The sequence below is a fragment of the Salipiger sp. ABF4_146 genome (genome assembly GCF_056161345.1).
Genome location: NZ_JBSWYX010000087.1, coordinates 1 through 429 on the forward strand (window position 1 = coordinate 1; position 429 = coordinate 429).

A 429-nucleotide genomic window follows, 5' to 3' on the forward strand; every position below is an offset into this window, starting at 1 on the left:
GGTGGCGGAAGCAGTATGGCGGGATGAACCGGGCACAGTTGTCGCGGCTGAAGGAGCTCGAGAAGGAGAACCTGAGGCTGCGGCGGGCGGTATCTGACCTGACGCTCGAGAAGCTGATCCTGACCGAGGCTGCACAGGGAAACTTCTGAGCCCTTCGCGCCGCCGCGAGTGCGTGGAGCATGTGTGCGAGACACTCGGCATCTCCGAACGCCGGGCCTGCCGGGTGCTTGGCCAGCACCGCTCCACGCAACGCAAGCCACCACAGGGCCGGGAAGACGAGGCGCGGCTGACCGCCGACGTCATCGAACTGGCCCGGGAGTATGGCCGCTACGGCTACCGCCGGGTCGCCGTGCTGCTGCGCCGGGCGGGCTGGCAGGTGAACCACAAGCGGGTGGCGCGCATTTGGCGGCGCGAAGGGCTCAAGGTCCC

1 pseudogene is annotated in these 429 nt (G+C 68.5%); it reads left to right on the top strand.

What is annotated here, in order from left to right:
- A pseudogene (locus tag ACXAJT_RS27665) lies at positions 1-429 on the top strand (IS3 family transposase); the annotation flags it as partial.